This window comes from Actinomyces sp. zg328, assembly GCF_009829635.1.
In the GTDB taxonomy this organism is placed as follows: Bacteria; Actinomycetota; Actinomycetes; order Actinomycetales; family Actinomycetaceae; genus Actinomyces; species Actinomyces marmotae.
Window position 1 is genome coordinate 1 of the sequence record NZ_VWPE01000030.1, and the last position, 17617, is coordinate 17617.

Below are 17617 nucleotides of genomic sequence, written 5' to 3' on the forward strand. Positions count from 1 at the left end.
AGACCGCGGCCGCGGTGGTGCGGGAGGCGCGGGATGCGCGGGAGGCGCCGGATGCGCCGGCGGGCGGGGGCGCGGCCCGCCCCGAGGGCGGGGGCGCGCCGGGCCCCGAAGGCGGTGGCTCGGCCCGCCCCGAGAGCAGGGGCGCGGCGGGCCCCGTGGCGCTGGTGAGCGTCATGGCGGCGAATAACGAGACGGGGGCCGTGCAGGACCTGGCGGGGATCGTCGCGGCGGTGCGGGAGGCGAGTGGCGTGTCGCGCCCGGGGCGGCCGGGGTACGTGCCGGTGCACTGCGACGCGGTGGCGGCCGTGGGAAGGGTTCCGCTGGATGTTCATGGCTGGGGTTTGGACGCGGTGAGCGTCTCCGGGCACAAGCTGGGCGCGCCGGTGGGTGTGGGGGCGCTGGTGGCCCGGCGCGATCTGGAGCTGGCGGCGCCGATGGGCGGGGGCCGCCAGGAGCGGGGCCTGCGCTCAGGCACGCAGGACGTGGTGGGCGCACGCGCGCTCGCACTGGCTCTGGAGCTGGCGGTGGCGGAGCGGGAGGCGGAGGCGGAGCGCCTGGAAAGGCTGCGATCCCGTCTGCTGGCGGGGGCGCTGACGATCCCGGGCGCGCATGCGACCCTGCCGGGGCGAGCGCCGCATCTGCCGGGGACGGCGCATCTGTGGTTCGAGGGTGTGAGCGCGGAGGCGCTGCTCATGGCCCTGGACATGGCGGGGATCGACGCCTCGGCGGGCTCCGCGTGCCACGCGGGGGTGAGCGGCCCGAGCCATGTGCTGATGGCGATGGGCCTGGGTGAGGAGGCGGCGCGGGGGACGCTGCGCTGCACCATGGGGGCGGGGACCTCTCTCGACGACGTCGAGCGCCTCCTGGCGGCCCTGCCCGCCGCGGTGGGGACGGCGCGACGGGCGCATCGGGCCCACTGATCCTCTGTGGGGCGCGCTTCCGCGCCTCCGTTCTGAGACCTCCGACGCCGCGGTTCGCCACACCCGCCGAGCCCACCACGACCCGCACGGGCCCACCACCCCTTAAGGATCCACGAGCGCCCCAGATCACTGCGGGGCCAGCGCGTGAGCCCAGTGCCCACCGGGGATTGAGTCCCTATTCATGTCGGTGCCCTGAGCCAGAATGGGGTTATCCGTGGCGCTCCCCGACGAGGAGAAGACCCCCGGCGCCCACCGGCCCCCACCACAATGAAGACACCTTCGCCCAGCTAAGCCTGGACACCCTGATCGAGGAGGCAACCGATGACAGCGCAAACAGAACCCGACACGACGCCCGATCCCAGACCCGGCAAAGCGACGCCGGCGACGATGAGCGATCAGGACTCGATCGCGTTCTGGGCCCACTGGGCGGCGGCCAACCCCGCCAAGGATCCCTTCCTAGCCTCCTTGATCCCCAGGTGGGACCAACTCATCGGCTACGACCCCCTGACGGGCCCCAGGGAGATGACCGACCCGATCCCCTGGGCCGAGATGGCGCCCGAGATCCCCGACGACCCGCGCCTGATCGAGCAGAGCCGGACCGAACTGGCCGAGGCGATAAGCCAGGCCCTCAACCGCGCCGCGTTCGAAGCGCTGATGGACCTGACGATCCACGACGGGGCCGCGCTCGAGATGAGCGCCACCCAACTCGACGCCCGCATCGACCAGGTCACCGAGCCCCTGGCGAGGGTGGCACTCACCGAGGCGATGCCGGTCAACCGCGCCACCCAGGTGACATGGCTGATCGCCTGGTGGATCCAGGACCCCTCACCGACCGTCGTGCCACCCCCACCCTTCGCCACCGCCGCCCCGGGGACCTACCCGCCCCCGCCATGGGAGCCCGCCCAGGCGCCCAGACCCCAGTGGATGCGCCAACTCCTGGCGACCTGGGCACGGCAGCGGGCGGAGACCACCCCGACCTGACCCACCCGCGCGCCCTGTGCATGCGGGGATGCTCCAGCAACGCGTGGACGGACTCGCGGTCATGAGGATCGAGCCACGGGCTGATGCGTCTACGATCAACCAGCACGCACCACGAATACGAGCGTTAATCGCCAGCACCGCTGGCCTATTGGCGTGCGCGGACCTCACTATCTCACTGTTGATCAGCGGGTTGTGGCTGTGCGCGCAAGCAGTCTTCCATGACCCCGCATCCAGGACGCTGCACGTCGCAATGGGCCTGCGCGCTCTCTTGAGTCTTCTCTTCCTTCCGCCAGTCACGACGCTCGGGATTCATGGCCCCCATCCCCCATAAGCAACTTTCAAAACCACAAAATCGCGCCCGCCTCATCGTCATCCACTTGGCACATTCTTCTTGGGTTCAAGGGCAAGCGAATCGTAACGCACTCACTACTAGATAACACCAACAACAGCGGCGCCCTCTTAGTAGGATCGTGTTTGCACTCACATACTCATTGAGGTTTCCCGCTGGAGTGGGGGCGCGTCCGGCCTGACCGTTGGGTCGGTTATCCGCATGCGGCACTGGACGTCGTCAGTCGGCACGCCCCTGAGCCGACCGACTCCTGCGGCTACCCAACGTGGGTTTCACCGGTGGTGCCTGAACCCAGACAAGACCTGATGGTGGCCAGCAACCATGCGCTCGGAACCTTTTATGACGCCGCGGCTGAGCGCCCGGGAAGAAAAGGTCCACCAGGGCATCGGAATCGACATCAAGACGCCATTCGAGGGAAACGACCTGAACGTCAAGCAGGAAGTCGACAACACGTTCCAGACCACCCTAAGAACTCCAGCCGAGCGGGCCAAAACCCCGCCCATTCCCAACCTCAATACGGGTGACGCACCCACCCTCCCCTAATGGGAGAACCTCAATGAAGCGCAGTTCCGGAAGGAACTGCAACGTAGTGTACACCTACAGCAACGCGAGGGTGACCGCGCCTCAATGAAGCCCAGTTCCCGAAGGAACTGCAACCCAAGCAGCCGGGCGCTCACCTCACACGATCCGCCTGCCTCAATGAAGCGCAGTTTCCGAAGGAACTGCAACGACGTGGAGGTGGTGCGCCTGGAGGATCATCCCGAGGTGGCCTCAATGAAGCGCAGTTCCCGAAGGAACTGCAACCCAGCCCGAACCGGGAAGGAACCCGCCATGAGCACGCCTCAATGAAGCGCAGTTCCCGAAGGAACTGCAACAATGAGTTTGTGGGCGCTGTGTGGACCGCCTGCGGCCTCAATGAAGCGCAGTTCCCGAAGGAACTGCAACGCGCGGTGGTGAGCGCCTGGAGCTATACGCAGGTGCCTCAATGAAGCGCAGTTCCCGAAGGAACTGCAACCATCCGTCCCACCCTGTCCATGCTCTGCATCGAGCCTCAATGAAGCGCAGTTCCCGAAGGAACTGCAACATCCGTGCACGGCTCGCACATGCTCCAACTCGCCGCGCCTCAATGAAGCGCAGTTCCCGAAGGAACTGCAACGCGGGGGTGTGCTCCCCAGGTGCTTGTGCCCATGTCGGGCCTCAATGAAGCGCAGTTCCCGAAGGAACTGCAACCCTCCTCCAACATGCCAACCCGATCCGCAACCAGCCTCAATGAAGCGCAGTTCCCGAAGGAACTGCAACTGGGGAGTGGACGTCTCCATGCACCAGTCCCCGGAGCCTCAATGAAGCGCAGTTCCCGAAGGAACTGCAACAGTCAACGGTCGTGCAGGTACTCACGATCTGGGCGCTGCCTCAATGAAGCGCAGTTCCCGAAGGAACTGCAACTTTCAACGAATGCCCGGCCTGTGAAACATACTCAGAGCCTCAATGAAGCGCAGTTCCCGAAGGAACTGCAACGGCGGGGTGTGGGGCGTGGTGGTCGTGTACCTGGCGCCTCAATGAAGCGCAGTTCCCGAAGGAACTGCAACCCGACGAGGGTCGTCACTACCGTGAATGCCACCAGGCCTCAATGAAGCGCAGTCCCCGAAGGAACTGCAACATCGTCGCGACGAACCAGGCTGAGTTCGATCAGGCCGCCTCAATGAAGCGCAGTTCCCGAAGGAACTGCAACGCGATGGCCTGGAGCCACTCCGGGTCACGCCACACGCCTCAATGAAGCGCAGTTCCCGAAGGAACTGCAACATGAGCGTGCCAAGGACATGGCGACACAGGTCGAGCCTCAATGAAGCGCAGTTCCCGAAGGAACTGCAACGGCGCACTGACTCCGCTGGTAAGACCTGGTTCGCGCCTCAATGAAGCGCAGTTCCCGAAGGAACTGCAACTGGGCGACGATGCCCCGGAATGTCTCGCTGTTCTTGCCTCAATGAAGCGCAGTTCCCGAAGGAACTGCAACTTTTCGAAGCCGTTGCCCGTGGGCTCGTAGTAGCGCCTCAATGAAGCGCAGTTCCCGAAGGAACTGCAACCTCCGGGCGGCAAGATGCCCCCCTGGTCGTACTTGCCTCAATGAAGCGCAGTTCCCGAAGGAACTGCAACTTACGCCATAGAAGTACCCGGCATCAACATCTGCATGCCTCAATGAAGCGCAGTTCCCGAAGGAACTGCAACCCAGATCGCGCTGCTCGCGGAGACCTACTTCGGGCCTCAATGAAGCGCAGTTCCCGAAGGAACTGCAACGATGGTCGGAGCCTGCGTCGCCTGCAGCGGCTGCCTCAATGAAGCGCAGTTCCCGAAGGAACTGCAACCGTGTCCGTTTGTCGTCCCTGTCCGACCCGATCTGCCTCAATGAAGCGCAGTTCCCGAAGGAACTGCAACCTCATCTACGGGCTCTCCTGCTCCCAGGACCCGGGGTGCCTCAATGAAGCGCAGTTCCCGAAGGAACTGCAACACGAGTCCGCACGATGGCTGGCCTCCCATGCGTCGCCTCAATGAAGCGCAGTTCCCGAAGGAACTGCAACCGCCGAGATGAACACCGAGGACGCGATGCCGGTGCTGCCTCAATGAAGCGCAGTTCCCGAAGGAACTGCAACCACGGTGCACGCCTACAACGACGCCACGGTGCACGCGCCTCAATGAAGCGCAGTTCCCGAAGGAACTGCAACTGCGAATATGCCGGCTCACAGTCACGAGATCAGGGAGCCTCAATGAAGCGCAGTTCCCGAAGGAACTGCAACGGCGTCGCGTGCTGCGTCGCGTGTGACTGACGGGTAGCCTCAATGAAGCGCAGTTCCCGAAGGAACTGCAACACTGCTCGCAGACAAGCACGAATCACAAAACAGAGAGCCTCAATGAAGCGCAGTTCCCGAAGGAACTGCAACCTCAATGTGGGCCGGCTGCCGCCTTCGTTTTGAAGGCCTCAATGAAGCGCAGTTCCCGAAGGAACTGCAACTCCTGGTCCGTCAGGGACTCGATGACCTCACGGCGCTGCCTCAATGAAGCGCAGTTCCCGAAGGAACTGCAACGGCACGGAGCGCGTCGTCGTTCACGGTGAGTGCGTAGCCTCAATGAAGCGCAGTTCCCGAAGGAACTGCAACAGCCCCGCTAGAATCGGCTGGCGCTCAAGGGTTCTGACGGGTCTTCGCGAGCGCTGCCGACGTCAAGTCGGTTCGAACCCTCGCTTGGAGGGTAGCGTAGCCCTCCTCCCTTGGGATATCAACGTTCCTCGCACGCGAGCGCTCCCCCGGGTCTCCCGTGCCGCCGGAGCGCTCGCGTCAGGCGATGAGAGGCCCCTCAGGCGTGATGGTCCTCGTCAGGCCCACGTATGTGAACCGCTTCGCATCGACCGAGGCCAACGGCCCGACGTCGCACAGCAGGATCGAGTCCTCATCCGGGTCAACGGCCGCGCTCAGCTCCTCTCGCAGCCGCATGAGCTTCGCTGGCGCGGAGTCCACCACGAACACTGAGTACTGGATCCGGTCGCCGTACTTGAGGAGAATCTTCGCCACTCGGCCGCGCCGTTTGTCGGAGGGCACGTCATAGGCGACGAGCACTCGCCTCACATCATCGCGCATCAACGCACCCTTACGCCCTTGTAATCGCGCTGCGTCCCATCAATGGTCCCGAGCACGAGACGCGCCTGCACCTCAATGGCGCGGCGCCAGGTGACGTCGTAGCCGAAAACCGGGTGCCGGAATGAGGTCTCGATCCTCCTCTCGAACGCGGCGATCAGCTGCTTGCGACCCCGGTCGGTCATGCGGCATGCGCCCATCACCGCCGTGAAGTCATCTTCGCTGAGCTCACCGTTGCGCAGCGCGCGAACCACCACGGAATCGGCTACGGGCGCCCGGAACTCCTCCATGAGGTCCAGGGCAAGGGCCGGCTTATTGCGGGAGCTTGAGTGGAGGAAGCCCGCATGCGGGTCAAGGCCGCAGGCCACGAGGGCACGGATGCACTCTCCCAGGAGAATTGCGTAGGTGTAGTCGAGAGCGGCATTGACAGGGTCCGGTGCGGGTCTTCTGTAGCGCCCCCTCCACTGCTGAGCGGCGAACCGTGAGGCTTGCCCCTCGAGCATAGTGGCGAACTTCGCGAAGTACAGGGACGCCGCTTCCCCTTCCACTCCGAGAAGATCGGTGAGAGACGGGGCATCGAGGGCGTAGCGCTGCAAATGGCGCATCTTGGTGATCTCCTCAGCGGCATCACCATTGCGACGCAGGAGTGTGGCCTGGTTGGCGATCTTCGCCGCCACCATCTGTTGGGCTATATCGAGGCGGCCCTCCGCACTCGCCACATGCTGTTGAACCCGCTGGAGACCGTTGGGCGAGTCCGCTCCTTGGGACCAACCGATGACCCGCCCGGACCATGAGCACCACACTACGCATCGGTCCCGCCAGCACAGCTCCCGGAGCAGAGCCGATGAGACATCCGCGTTGCCATGCATGACCAGTCCCAACACCCGCTCGATCGGCACGCTTAACAGCTTCTCGCCGTCCTTCTTGACCTCCAGCCGCCCAGCGGACAGCGATGCCCGCGATCCGGGCGTGGTGACATGAACGATCTGCGCGTCAGGCGCGGCGGCGATGACCCGACGGCGCGAGGCCTCGTACCTGTGCTCCACCGGCAGGCAGACCGACTCGTGAGAGCACCACTGGCATCGGTGGTCATCCTGGAGGGGCTCGGGAGCGTGGTCCGCCGAGATGATACTTCGAGTCCTCGCCACTGCCTCCTCGGCTTCCAAAAGGTCCGCGGCGCTGAGATCCACCTCCACCCGTCTGCGGTGTCCGGTGAAGTACACCTCTGTTCCGTCGACGACGTGCCCCATCTCCTCCAGGCAGATCCTTTGGAGGGCGAGCTGCAGGCGGTTCGCCTCAGTCACCTCGGGACGGCGGCGCACAGGCGTCGCCTTGTACTCCACCACGGTGAGCGGCCCCTCAGCGGAGCCCTCGACGACATCGCATCTCCCTGACAATCCAAGTCTCTCCGAGCGGACGCTCACGGCTCGATACTCCGCTGGACGGCTCTGGGAAGGGTCATCGGCGCGCCGGTGAGCCTCGATGCCGGCCTGCATCTGCATCGTGTCGGTCTTCTCCCCCACCGACTCCAGCCACGCGCGCCTCGGGCAGAACGCCGTGTGCGCCACCAAACTGATCGGAATGGGATCCGACGTCATGCCAGGACCTCGATCCTGCCCGCGCGCAGATACCTCTCAGGAGCGCTCGAGTTGTCGCTGACCTGGAAGGGAAACTGGAGCACGGCACGGGCGCCGTGGGAGGCCAGCCACGCTCGCGCGCTCCTCTCCTGAGGATCCCCCGCCACTACGAGTTGCTGCGAGACGAGCAGTGCCCTCCATCGCCCAAGAGAGAAGCGGCCGACGAGCACGGGGAGAACCAAGCGCTTCGGGGTGAACTCGCCCACTGGGACTGCGCCTGCGGTCACAGACGGTTGGCGCAATCGATGGATCACCGGGAAGGCGGAGATTCCCCACAGGGCGCACCATGCGAGAGCGCTGTCAGTGAAACGCGGCCAAGTGAGCCCTGTCGCTGTTCGAGATTCGTCCGAGCGATTCCCCTTGTAGGCCTCGTCGATGGTCCTCTGCCCAGTCAGACCGGCGCCCACGCCCTCAGGAGTCCTGGTGGAGACGATCCCAGCGAGGTGACGGAGCCGGTTGGCGACGAAATCCTCGCCCCTGTTCCGAGTCTTCATCTCCCAACGACTCGAGCCTTCGTCAGGTCTTGGCTTTTTCATGCTCCTGTCCGCGAAGCGCCAGTACGCGGGCTCCCCCAGCGCGCCGATCAGGTCAATGGCCTCGGGCATCGAGATCTCGCGATCGATCCCCTCATGGCGCTGGTGTTGGAGGGCGCGCCATTGCTCGGGCACGCTGGCCGCCTTGATACGGGGGCTGAAGACCGCGCTCCCCCCATCCCACGGGGGCCCCTCGAGATCAGCTTGGACCCAACTGGCCTCCTCAGCGCACCCGGAAGCATGCCGGTGCACCGCGGCGGCGATCGCGGTGGCGTCGTAGCCCTCGGCGCTCACCTCCAGGCGGGGCGCGGCCTCGTCAGTCCAGCCAAGACGGACCCGCTTGGCGCCGTCGCCCTCAAGGATGAGAGCGAGGCCCAGCCCGGCGAAACTCGTCAGGGCACTCGTGATGTCGCCGGCGAGGATCATCATCCTCACCTCCCCTCTGCTGAGATCGAGCAGTCGGCGGCGCGGAGCAGCGCCTCGAGGTAGGCAGCTCCCCACTCGCCCCACACGCGGTCCGTCCGAGCGATGAGGGACTCCCACTCCCCTTCGCCCACGAGCTCCTCCAAGGCCTCCGAATCACCGGGTCCAGCCGTTATGGGATCGTGGTTGAACGTCGGGCGCCCGCGTCCGTGACTCGTGCCCACCAGCCGGGCAACAAGATCGCGGCGCCCATCATCGACGGGCCCCTCACCGTCGGCCCGCGCCTGCCCCCAGTAGGCGGCGGTGGAGGCCAACTCGTGGCGCCATCCCGGCGGGAGCCCCGCGTCCGCCCACGCCCTGCGGACGGATTTCAAGGGGCGCCCGCCACTCTTGGCCAAAGGGGCGTCATCCCGGCGATCCTCCTGCCCCAGGAACGCCTGGAAGCGCTCATCCTCCTTGCCGGCGTCGTGCCACAGCCCAGCCTCTCTCAAAGCCGATTCCGGAGAAGGAAGAAGACCGATCCTCTCCCCTATCTCCCCAGCGCGGGCGGACACCGCCGCGTTGTGGTCGGCGAGGAGAATTCGCGGGCTCCGCGACCATGCCGAGCGCTCGTCAGACTCGTCGTCAACTATCTCCTCGGCCCTCACCACCAGCCACGCCGGAGCGATCCCACTCTCAGCGTCCCAGCCGGGAGGCCACTCGCGCTCCCCCTCGGGGAACTCCGAGTCAAGCTCCTCCGCCTCCAACTGGCACAGTCGCATGAGCTCCTCATCATCAGTGATCATCGCGGCCACACCACGCAAGGATGGGACGGGGACGGGCTCGCCAGCCTCATCCCCGTCAGGCGTCACCACGCCCTCGGTGAGGATCGCCGCTGCGGCGTCGATCACGAGCAGGTCCCCGGGGCGCAGCAGCCGCGCGATCGCCTGACCATCTGCCCGCTTCGGATCGGCGATTCGCGCCTGCCATTCCGCGTGGACATCCCCGTCGCGCCACAGGACGGCGGACTCCAGGAGCGTGCTCTGCTCATCGGCGAGCCGTTCGATCAGCGCTCGCGCCGTCGCGACCGTCGTCGGATAGACCTCGTGCTCCTGCGGCGGCACCGCGCGGACAAGCGCCTCTCCCGCGGTGGCCTCCGGTAATTCTGACAGCCCACGCAGAACGATTCCCACCGTGCCCTCCTCTGGCTCAAGGCCATCCCGGAGCCAGAGGTCGAGCTCAGGCTCCACCACGAGGTCCATGGAGGTCTTGGACCACAGCGCGGCGTCCCAGGGCTCCGGGCGCTGATAGAGCACGCGTCGAGAAGTATCCGGCTCAGGCGGGTGCTCGCTGACCGCCAGCGGCGAGAGATCACCGTTCCCCGCGCGTCTGAGCACCCATGCTCGTCCTTGGAGCAGGTCCTCTTTGCAGTATGGGAGAGCATCTGCTTTCACTTTGGCATCCGCAGGAGGCCCCAGGACGATGACGTCTCCACGATCCCGGAGGCCGAGCCGATTCACCCGCCCCGCACGCTGGGCGAGGGAGCTGCCGGAGGCCAGCTCAGTGACCATGGACACCAGGTCGAGATCCACCCCGACCTCCACGGTCTGCGTGGCCACAAGGACATCCACGCGCTCAGATCCAGCCGGGCCGAAGAGCCCCGGCTCCTCCTCACGAAGCCGTTCAAGATCCCATGGGCGCATACGCCCCACCCATAGCTGGCAGGCGAGCCCCTTCTCCCGCAGTTCCTTGGCCACCTGAACGGCGCCGCCCACCCGGTTGAGCACGCAGCCAATGGTCCTGGGAGGATGGGCTCCATCCTCTCCATCCGGGGAGTCAGGAATGAGCTCCCGAGCCTGGCCGACGGCGTCAATCACCTGCTTCACCACCGCGTCACGGTACTTCGTCGTCATTTGCCCGTTGGCCGGCCAGGTGTCAGTCTCGATGTAGCGGATGCCCTTGGGCGCGAGCACCCGGCTCGCCAAGCGGGGATCGTCCGCGATCGAGCTCCGAGTGACCCCGACGGCGCGGCCGGCCGCTCCCGGTGGAGTGGCGGTCATCTCCACCGCCTGGAGAGCTGGCACGCCGATGCGCTCAGCGCCCGCAGCGCACAGCTCACCGACGCGCCGCGCGGTGACGATGAGCTGGCGGTTCAGATGGGCCTCGTCCAAGACGATGGCGGCGTCCAGGGCGAGCAAACCCGCGAGTCTCGGGCGGGCTAGCCTGGAGGCCCCGTAAGAGCGGAACAGCAGGCTAGATCCCCACATGTCCGGGGTCATGCACAGGACCGCGCAGGCCTCGGGGGCGTTGAGCCAGCCGCGGTCGGTGGCCGCGGCGCCTCGCATCGTGGTCACGACCAGCGGTTGCCGTCTCTCCGCCCCTGCGGGGCGGAGGCTGGCGAGGGCCTCCCGGACTCTCGCCATCACATCGGCAGCGGAATCCGTCGGGCCATCCAGCAGTGCCTGAATGTGATTCGCGCGCTCAGCGTGGGCGTCAGTGAGAGCCCTACGGTTGACAACGATGGCTAGCCGACGGGGGACCCGGGCGCCCGCGCCGACGGCGGCCAGGGCGTTGGCGAAGACGTGAACCTCGATGACGCTTGACTTACCCGCGCCCGTCGGGGCGGCGATCTGCTCCGGCCATGCCCCACTGCTCGCCAAGTGCTCGAGCAGGTCTCGCTGCCAGGAGAACGGGCGGTGCCCCGGGCCGTGCACGGCTTCGAAGAAGTCCCCGAACTCCTCAGTGCTCAGCATCATTCCTCCTGCTCATGTCGCGGACGAGCTCGGCGGGCAGGTCAGCCGGGGCCAGGAGTCCTCCGCCGAGGTGCCTGCTCTGCCCCACGGCCATCAGGGCGCGGTCGGGAAGCAGGTCCCCCGCGTCGATGAGCGCCCGATAGGGTTGAGCGGTCATTCCCTGGGGCATCTTGTGGGAGTACGCGGAGGGACGGCGGGCGACTCGTTGGTACCACATCACCGAGGCGCGCCGTTCGCGAACCTGGGAGACGAGGTCGCGATACCCCTGGGGACCGCGCCCCACGCTCTTGAGCTGATCACGCCAGACGAATCCGAGTGAGAGCAGGATGGCATTCTCAAAGCTCCACTCGCCGCGCTGACGCACCACTTCGGGGACCGCTGCGGGCGTCGGCGACCACAGACGGGCCGTTCCCGGTGCTGGCTCCTTCCAGAACGAAGCGGCGGAGTGGGTCTCATCAAGAGGCTGGACACGGGCAACGCCCCAGCGCGACCTCACCCACCTCAGCCCTGCCAGAGCACCGAGGATGACGCCGGCCTCACTGGGATCGACATCCCTGGGCAGCATGATGAGGAAGGCCCCGGGCGCATCGATACCGCCAATGAGTGACTGCGCGAGAACGGATGCGGACAGGTAATGGATCGCCAGGCGATTCGCCGGGACCGCCCTGCCCTCGGGGTAATGGCCGGTCACCATGGCGGGAGCGCCGTCACCGATCCTGGAGATGATCGCCTTGTGGAGGCCGACGCACCAACCCACCCTGCGCGAGGGCTCGATCTCCTGCCCGCTTCCGTCGTCGGCGAGGAAGATGACGACATCACCCCAGGGGAGGGGCTCCCCTGCCGACGCCTCTTGTCCCACCGGCTCGTAATGAGCAGTGGCGAGGCAGTCCAATGGCGACGGGAAGGTGACGACTGACTCTGTTTCCTTGTACTTGTCATCCTTGCTGGTAGGTGACTTGCTCGGGTAGGCCGCCTCATGCGCCCGAGCGAGGGCCTCGGCCCTGCCAGGGACCGCGATCGGCAGGCGAAGGCCTCCTGCGGTGAAGGCAGTCGCCTGGGGGTTGAGGCACCAGGTTGGCCGCACGTCGTTGACGATCTCAAGGACCACTGGGCTGTCCGCCTCACCCAGGTGGGGTACGTCGGCGCACAGCTCCCGCAGGGCATCGTGGACCTCGGTCGGCATGCTCTCCCAGATCCAAGCGATCTCACCGTCGAAGACGATGCCCTCGGAGATCTCCTTGCCCGCCTTCTTCGCGGAGTGCTTCTTGAGGGTTCCCGTGTCACGGTAGGCGATGCGCCGGATAGAGGGATCAGTCATCGACATGGATGGCGGCAGGCGCAGTCCCGTGGGCGGATTGCCCTCCAACCATTCCAGAGCGTTCCCCGCGGCCCGCGTGGGCGAGCCATCCGCGGACGAGGTCCAGGCGGCGCTCACCAGCGCGGAGAAGAGACGGGCGGGAGAGGGCAGATGATCCGGTGAGCCGTCCGCGCCATGCCCGTGGTACGCGCTGAGCGGGAACCGCGCGGTGAGGGCGATGGACCCCATTACTTGTCCTGAGCGTCGTCGACGGCGGCATTGAGGACCGCGGGGTTGCCGTCGATGACGAGGACCGAGCCGTCCCAGACGAGTCCGGCGAGGTCCTTGGCGTAGTCGAGCGCGGCCTTCAGGAGGTCCTGCGCCTCTGTGGTGCTGAGCGCGTCCACCCTCTCCTTTTCTCCGTAGCGCTTATCGAGGGTGACCACTGCGGGCCCGGACTCAACGAGATCGCAGTTGGCTCGCAGCAGGAGCTCGGCGTCGGACCGGGCCAGGCCGTTGAGGGCCAGGGCGGCGAGCACCGCTCGGCAGGCCACATCGCCCTCGGGGGAATCGCAGTCGAAGCGCAGGGCGCGCAGGGCGGCGAAGCTCAGGACGTGGGAACGGATGATCGCCTGGCAGGTCACGCCACCGAGTTGCTCCAGAGCCGGCGGGATCCCGCCGAGGCCGAGGACCGACGGCTTCTTCTTGGCCTTGTCATACGTGTCCTTGGAGAGCTCGTCCTTCTGAGTATCGGCGATGGCCTTGAGCTGCTTGTCCGCGAGGTCGATCCTCATGCCAAGCGGGTCGATCCGTGCCCCGCCACGCTTGGACTGGTGCGCGGCAGGCTCACCCTCCTGGTCCGCGAGGATCCCTATGATCTCACCAACGAGGATAGAGCGGTAGCGTCCCTGATTGCTCTTGCGGGTCGCGTCCCAGCCGCCGAGCAGCAGGGTCATGGGACTGCGCTCCATGAGGGGACGAGCATGGGAGACCGTGGCATCGCGCAGAGCCCTGTACTCGGGATTCTCCGTCGTCGGCTTATCGTTAATGGTGCCCGCGCGGATCTGCCCGTCGAAGGCGCGATGCGGAAGATCGATATCGCTGTAGACCTGGCCATCCTCGAAGCGCAACTCGATGCGCGGCATCATGGACAGGACCTCGTCACCGTCCGCGATCGCGGCTGAGACCGCCGCCTCCAGGCGGTTGTTCTGGGACTGCTTGGAGTCGATGAGCACAGCGTCAACGGCGTGCCCCTCCCAGAAGCGACGCTCATAGGCGAATACAGATTTCTTTCCCTCCACGAACTTCGCGGGCGCCACGGAGGCGTGAGGCCCGGCCGCGGGTTCCAAGGGAGTGACGGAGGTCAAAACGCTCGCGCCGCCAGGGCGGCAGGCGGCGAGCAGGTGATCCAGGCTGATTGACGGCATACGAAACTCCTCGTTGAGAACGGTCCGGCAGCCGGGAGTATAGCCGTTGCCACCTCCGCGTTCATCCGTCGTCCACCACGCCGGGCATCACGGCCCCATCGCAATGCCACTGGGGTGGAGCGCCGGGCCTCGCGGAACCGACTCGCCCCGCGACGCGGTTGGAACAGGCAGGCGTAAACTCCCCTGACCAGTCGCAGAGCCTAACCTGCCCAACCAACAACCCCGAGGAGCCCCATGCGCGTCCTGGCCGCCCTGTCCGGCGGCGTCGACTCCGCCGTCGCCGCCGCGCGCGCCATCGATGCCGGGCACGACGTCGTCGCCATCCACATGGCGCTGTCCCGCGACCGGGAGGCCACCCGCTCCGGCTCACGCGGCTGCTGCTCCATCGAGGATGCCTCCGACGCCCGCTGGGCCGCCGACATCCTCGACATCCCCTTCTACACCTGGGACCTGTCCGACGAGTTCGAGGAGCGCGTCGTCGCCGACTTCCTCGCCGAGTACCGCGCCGGCCGCACCCCCAACCCCTGCGTGCGCTGCAACGAGCGCATCAAATTCGACGTCCTCCTCGAGCGCGCCCTCGCCCTCGGCTTCGACGCCGTCGCCACCGGCCACTACGCGCGCCTGAGCGGCGGCGCCAGCGACGGCCGCCCAGGCGACACCGCCGGCCTGACCCTCTCGCGCGCCGTGGACACAGCCAAGGACCAGTCCTATGTCCTGGCCGTCTCCGGCCGCGAGGGCCTGGCCCGCGCGCTCTTCCCTCTGGGCGACGCCCCCAGCAAGGACGCCGTGCGCGCCGAGGCCGCGCAGCGGGGCCTGCCGGTGGCCGACAAACCCGATTCCTACGACATCTGCTTCGTCGCCGACGGCGATACCCGCGGTTTCCTCACCCGCGCCCTGGGCTCCTCCCCCGGCCACGTGATCACGCCCGACGGCGAGGTGCTGGGCGAGCATTCCGGCTACTTCGGCTTCACCGTGGGCCAGCGCAAGGGCCTGGGGCTCACCCACCCCGCCCCCGACGGCCGGCCCCGCTACGTGCTGGAGACCCGCCCCGCCACCAACGAGGTCGTCGTCGGCCCCGCCGCGCTCCTCCAGCGCAGCAGCCTCGACGCCGACGGCCTCATCCTCCTGGCCGACCCGGAGCCGCTGGGGCCAAGCGAGGACGCGGGCACTGATCCAGTCGCCACCCCCGGGCCACTCGGATGGGACGACGCCCACGTGCAAGTGCGCGCCCACGGACGCCCCATTCGGGCGCGCGTCACCGCGGACACCCAGGCCGCATCCCTCCACGTCGAACTCAGCGAGCCCTTGCGCGGGGTTGCCGCCGGGCAATCCGTCGTCGTCTACGGCGGGCCCGACGGCCAGCGCGTCCTCGCCCAAGCCACCGTCGCCTGAAGCGCCAGAGCCCCCGCTCCAACACATCGGTAGCTCAGCCTCCTGCGGCCTCACCCCCCAGAAACCGTCTCACCCCGGGGTTGCGCGCTCGCGCCCCAGATACCGTCTCACCCCGGCGTTGCGCCCTCACCCCCCAGAAACCGTCTCACCCCGGCGTTGCGGCCTCATCCTCGCAGTTTGAGGGCGTAAAAGCGAGCTGAGACGGCATCTCGGGGACGAGACGGTGACGCGAAGCCGAGAGGGCTGGAAGAGGAGTGGAACAGAAGAGAGGACAGACTGAAAAGGCACCCAGCGCCGAGGGCGGCCAGTGCTGGCAGCATCAAGCCCCGGCGCGGGCTCACCGACCAGTCGGGCAGCGATCTCCTCATGCGTCCCTGTCCGCACGAGGACCGCGACGTCATTCCCACTCCGCCAGGCCACGAGCCAATCCCCTGCGTTCGCCACATGGCACTCGTACGAGCCTTTCCAGTCCCCACGCGAGCGATGCATGTGATGACGGTGACGGGGCTCACCCGAATTCGCCGGCACGGCGGTGTCATCCGGGGAGGTGATCTCGCGGCTGTTGGCTCATCCGCGGGCTCCTCCGAATTCTCCGGCACGAGGGCGATCACCTCGCGCAGGCCCTCCAGGCGCATGCCGTGTCTTGAGCCGATTAACATCCCGGAAGGACCTGGACGTCATGTCGGAGCGCCGCATGGGGTTCAGATCCCGAGTTCTGCGAAGACCTCATGAGACCCGCCGTAGCGCACCGCCGGAATCGAGGATCCGCTCCGGCGCCGCCGGGGCCTCGCGGGAATCCTCGTCGAGCGCCTGGCCGCCAGGCCTGAGAGGGATCACGTTCTCCCTGAGCATCCGGCGGTGAAAGGCGCGGGTGGTCGAGGCGGGTCGACGCCGGAGTCCTCCGCGATCCGGGAGGCCCGGCGCTTAGGCTCCGCATCCACGCGGGCAGTCACCGATGAGCCACCCCTCATCACCCCGTCCTCTCCATGCCAATCCCATGCCTGACGGAGTTCGTAAAACGAAAGCACGCCGTCGCCTCGCGCGGGTGTCGAGCAGTGCGCTGCACGGGAGGAAGCAGGGATGTGAACTGGAGTCACCTAACGTGCGCGTCGAGCAGAGACGGCCTGCGCCCGTTGTGCGCTCACCCCGAGATACCGTCTCACCCCGGCATTGCGGTCTCATCCCCCAGAAACCGTCTCACCCCGGCGCTACGGCCTCATCCCCCAGATACCGTCTCACCCCGGCGTTGCGGTCTCATCCTCGCAGTTTGAGGGCGTAAAAGCGGGCTGAGACGGTATCTCGGGGACGAGACGGTATCCCGGGGGTGAGACGGTATCTGGAGGGAGAGAGGGACGGCATCCCGGGGCCGAGGACGCAAGTCGAGTCGGCTCGCTCTTGCGGTCAGGTCGAGCCCAGCCCACAGCCGGAATCAGCGCAACCCGCAGCCGCGCCAGCCCAGCCCGCAGCCCGCGCCAGTCCAGCCCCGCGGCCGGAACCGGTTTCAGCCCCGCAGGCGCGCGAGCTCGGCCACCATCTGCGGGACCACCTCGCCCACATCCCCAACGACACCGAAGTCCGCCATCTCGAAGATCGGAGCCTCGGAGTCATCACAGACCGCCACGATGGTCTGCGCGCCCTGGATGCCGGAGGTGTGGTGCACGGCGCCGGAGACGCCCAGGCCGATGTACAGGCGCGGGGAGACGCTCACGCCGGTCTGGCCCACCTGGGCGCTGCGCTCGATCCAGCCCTCATCGCAGGCCACGCGCGTGGCGCCGACGGCTGCGCCCAGCGGCTCGGCCAGTGAGCGGACCAGGTCGAAGTCGCCGTCGATCCCGCGCCCGCCAACCACGACGACGCGGGCCTCGGTGAGCTCGGGCCCGGCCGCGGCGGCGGAGCGCTCCGACTCCACGAGCTCGACGGCCGCGGACTCGGCCGCAGGGGCGACCTCGAGGGCCTCGGGGGTGAGTTCGGCGATGCCGTCGGCGGCGGCCTCGTAGGCACCGGGCCTCACGGCGATCACGGGGGCGGGACCGCCCAGGGCGAGCGCGGAGGTGGTGGTCCAGGAGCCGGATAGGACCAGCTTGGTGCCGGTAAGGGCGTCGCCCCCCTCACCCAAGCGCAGGTCGGCCAGGTCGCTGGAGGCGGCTGAGCCAAGCAGGACGGCGGCGCGCCCGGCGATCTCCTTGCCACGGTAGTCGCTGGCCACGAGCACGGCGGCGGCACCAGCGGCCCGCGCGGCGGCGGCCACGGCGTCGGCGGCGCATCCGGCCAGCGCGGGAACGGCGGCGGCCAGCAGCCGGGTC

12 protein-coding genes and 1 CRISPR repeat array are annotated in these 17617 nt (G+C 67.2%); of the genes, 4 read left to right on the forward strand and 8 right to left on the reverse strand.

What is annotated here, in order from left to right:
* The 3 genes from GVV75_RS09565 to GVV75_RS09575 form a co-directional block, all read left to right on the forward strand.
* A partial coding sequence (locus GVV75_RS09565; RefSeq protein WP_236266128.1) for a cysteine desulfurase family protein occupies positions 1–920 on the forward strand: 920 nt, incomplete at its 5' end.
* Between the two features lie 387 nt (positions 921–1307).
* Complete coding sequence (locus GVV75_RS09570; protein ID WP_159814507.1) at positions 1308–1901, forward strand: hypothetical protein; 594 nt, start codon at positions 1308–1310, stop codon at positions 1899–1901.
* A 688-nt stretch (positions 1902–2589) separates the two neighbouring features.
* On the forward strand, positions 2590–2793 hold the full coding sequence (locus GVV75_RS09575) for a hypothetical protein (RefSeq protein WP_159524454.1): 204 nt from the start codon (positions 2590–2592) through the stop codon (positions 2791–2793).
* 7 nt (positions 2794–2800) lie between these two features.
* A CRISPR array of direct repeats spans positions 2801–5399; the repeat unit is 36 nt; unit sequence GCCTCAATGAAGCGCAGTTCCCGAAGGAACTGCAAC.
* Positions 5400–5576: 177 nt separating this feature from the next.
* Here GVV75_RS09575 and cas2 read toward each other — a convergent pair.
* From cas2 to cas7g, 6 genes are read right to left on the reverse strand one after another with little or no spacing between them, the layout of a single operon-like run.
* Positions 5577–5876, reverse strand: coding sequence for a CRISPR-associated endonuclease Cas2 (cas2, locus tag GVV75_RS09580; RefSeq protein WP_235905670.1), 300 nt, complete (start codon positions 5874–5876; stop codon positions 5577–5579).
* Positions 5876–7471 carry a CRISPR-associated endonuclease Cas1 gene (gene cas1 / locus GVV75_RS09585; protein ID WP_159814509.1) on the reverse strand — a complete coding sequence of 532 codons (1596 nt, stop codon included), beginning with the start codon at positions 7469–7471 and terminating at the stop codon, positions 5876–5878. Before cas1 ends, cas2 begins: the two co-directional genes overlap by 1 nt.
* Complete coding sequence (locus GVV75_RS09590) at positions 7468–8472, reverse strand: hypothetical protein (protein WP_159814511.1); 1005 nt, start codon at positions 8470–8472, stop codon at positions 7468–7470. The genes cas1 and GVV75_RS09590 overlap by 4 nt, the downstream gene beginning before the upstream one ends.
* Before the next feature lie 2 nt (positions 8473–8474).
* Positions 8475–11198, reverse strand: a complete 2724-nt coding sequence (gene cas3g, locus GVV75_RS09595) for a type I-G CRISPR-associated helicase/endonuclease Cas3g (protein ID WP_159814513.1) — start codon at positions 11196–11198, stop codon at positions 8475–8477.
* Complete coding sequence (gene csb2 / locus GVV75_RS09600) at positions 11185–12744, reverse strand: type I-G CRISPR-associated protein Csb2 (protein ID WP_159814515.1); 1560 nt, start codon at positions 12742–12744, stop codon at positions 11185–11187. Before csb2 ends, cas3g begins: the two co-directional genes overlap by 14 nt.
* Positions 12744–13922 (reverse strand): type I-G CRISPR-associated RAMP protein Csb1/Cas7g, encoded by a 1179-nt coding sequence (cas7g, locus tag GVV75_RS09605; protein ID WP_159814517.1) that lies wholly within the window; start codon positions 13920–13922, stop codon positions 12744–12746. Before cas7g ends, csb2 begins: the two co-directional genes overlap by 1 nt.
* A gap of 234 nt (positions 13923–14156) precedes the next feature.
* Here cas7g and mnmA point away from each other — a divergent pair, with 234 nt between their 5' ends.
* Positions 14157–15314 (forward strand): tRNA 2-thiouridine(34) synthase MnmA, encoded by a 1158-nt coding sequence (gene mnmA, locus GVV75_RS09610; RefSeq protein ID WP_159814519.1) that lies wholly within the window; start codon positions 14157–14159, stop codon positions 15312–15314.
* 126 nt (positions 15315–15440) lie between these two features.
* On the opposite strand, the gene GVV75_RS09615 is transcribed toward mnmA, so the two are convergent.
* Complete coding sequence (locus GVV75_RS09615) at positions 15441–15803, reverse strand: type II toxin-antitoxin system RelE/ParE family toxin (protein ID WP_159814521.1); 363 nt, start codon at positions 15801–15803, stop codon at positions 15441–15443.
* 1012 nt (positions 15804–16815) lie between these two features.
* Positions 16816–17617 (reverse strand): electron transfer flavoprotein subunit alpha/FixB family protein (locus GVV75_RS10405; protein ID WP_236266129.1); only part of this gene is annotated, 802 nt, incomplete at its 5' end.

What these genes read in the sequence shown, in the direction of transcription:
- cas2 (WP_235905670.1), bottom strand. Translation starts at nt 5,876, where the DNA reads ATGCGCGATGATGTGAGGCGAGTGCTCGTCGCCTATGACGTGCCCTCC.
- csb2 (WP_159814515.1), bottom strand. Translation starts at nt 12,744, where the DNA reads ATGGGGTCCATCGCCCTCACCGCGCGGTTCCCGCTCAGCGCGTACCAC.
- GVV75_RS09575 (WP_159524454.1), top strand. Translation starts at nt 2,590, where the DNA reads ATGACGCCGCGGCTGAGCGCCCGGGAAGAAAAGGTCCACCAGGGCATC.
- mnmA (WP_159814519.1), top strand. Translation starts at nt 14,157, where the DNA reads ATGCGCGTCCTGGCCGCCCTGTCCGGCGGCGTCGACTCCGCCGTCGCC.
- cas1 (WP_159814509.1), bottom strand. Translation starts at nt 7,471, where the DNA reads ATGACGTCGGATCCCATTCCGATCAGTTTGGTGGCGCACACGGCGTTC.
- GVV75_RS09590 (WP_159814511.1), bottom strand. Translation starts at nt 8,472, where the DNA reads ATGATGATCCTCGCCGGCGACATCACGAGTGCCCTGACGAGTTTCGCC.
- cas3g (WP_159814513.1), bottom strand. Translation starts at nt 11,198, where the DNA reads ATGCTGAGCACTGAGGAGTTCGGGGACTTCTTCGAAGCCGTGCACGGC.
- GVV75_RS09615 (WP_159814521.1), bottom strand. Translation starts at nt 15,803, where the DNA reads ATGCATCGCTCGCGTGGGGACTGGAAAGGCTCGTACGAGTGCCATGTG.
- GVV75_RS09570 (WP_159814507.1), top strand. Translation starts at nt 1,308, where the DNA reads ATGAGCGATCAGGACTCGATCGCGTTCTGGGCCCACTGGGCGGCGGCC.
- cas7g (WP_159814517.1), bottom strand. Translation starts at nt 13,922, where the DNA reads ATGCCGTCAATCAGCCTGGATCACCTGCTCGCCGCCTGCCGCCCTGGC.